Source organism: Tsuneonella flava, from assembly GCF_002870965.1.
GTDB lineage: Bacteria > Pseudomonadota > Alphaproteobacteria > Sphingomonadales > Sphingomonadaceae > Tsuneonella > Tsuneonella flava.
Window position 1 is genome coordinate 1 of the sequence record NZ_PHSO01000027.1, and the last position, 359, is coordinate 359.

A 359-nucleotide genomic window follows, 5' to 3' on the forward strand; every position below is an offset into this window, starting at 1 on the left:
TCGAGAATGCCCGGCCGGGTGGCGTTGGGGAAACCCATGACCGTGACGGTCCGCAGATGCTGGTCCCCCAGCATCGGTTCGATGCCGCCCGACAAGGGCGTATCGACCAGCAGGGCGTCGAGATAGATCGGCGATCCCGGGACTGCCACGGCGTGCCGCTTTGTCGAGATGGTGCCATGAAGGAATGTCAGCGTCTCGGCATCGTCGAGCGCTCTGACTTCGGCCATGAAGCCGGCCAGCAGATCGAGCACCCGGTCGGTCTCGGCGACGAATGCCCGCAGTTCCTGCCGCCAGTCGCGTCCTTGCTGCGGAACATCGCGCTCGAGGAGCGCCCGTTCGGCCCGGCTCACCTGATCGGC

1 pseudogene is annotated in these 359 nt (G+C 66.6%); it reads right to left on the reverse strand.

Features of this window, described 5'->3' with window-relative positions:
• Positions 1 to 359, reverse strand: a pseudogene (locus CV013_RS15425) (conjugal transfer protein TrbE); the annotation flags it as partial.